This is a genomic window from Streptomyces sp. AF1A (assembly GCF_047340315.1).
In the GTDB taxonomy this organism is placed as follows: Bacteria; Actinomycetota; Actinomycetes; order Streptomycetales; family Streptomycetaceae; genus Streptomyces.
Map to the genome: position 1 here is coordinate 1 of NZ_JBLEBI010000390.1, position 323 is coordinate 323.

Annotated in this window: 1 protein-coding gene; it reads left to right on the top strand. The window is 70.9% G+C overall.

Annotation, left to right across the window (positions count from 1 at the left end; translation table 11 throughout):
• Positions 1 to 323, top strand: a 323-nt coding sequence (locus tag ACLU3S_RS37050; RefSeq protein ID WP_413956364.1) for a YbfB/YjiJ family MFS transporter, incomplete at both ends; no start/stop codon positions are given.

Here is a 323-nt window from a genome sequence, read left to right on the forward strand (position 1 = left end):
ATCATCGGCCGGCTGCGCGGTGGCAGTGCTCCGGCGCTGGTCTCCGTGGTCGTCCTGCTGGGTGTGCTGCCGGTGCTGCTGGGTCACGGGCTGGCGGCGGCGATCGTCTCCGCGGTCGTGTTCGGCTCGGCGTTCATGGCCGGCCCCACCTCGATCACGGTCCTTGCCCGGCGCATGCTGCCCCAGCACGCCTGGACCTCCGGTATCGCCTGGCTGACGGTGGCCTTCAGTGTCGGGCAGGCGGTCGGCCCGCTGATCTCGGGCATCCTGTCCGACTCCGACGGCGGCATCGCCAAGGGCCTGTGGCTGTCGGTGATTCTGCT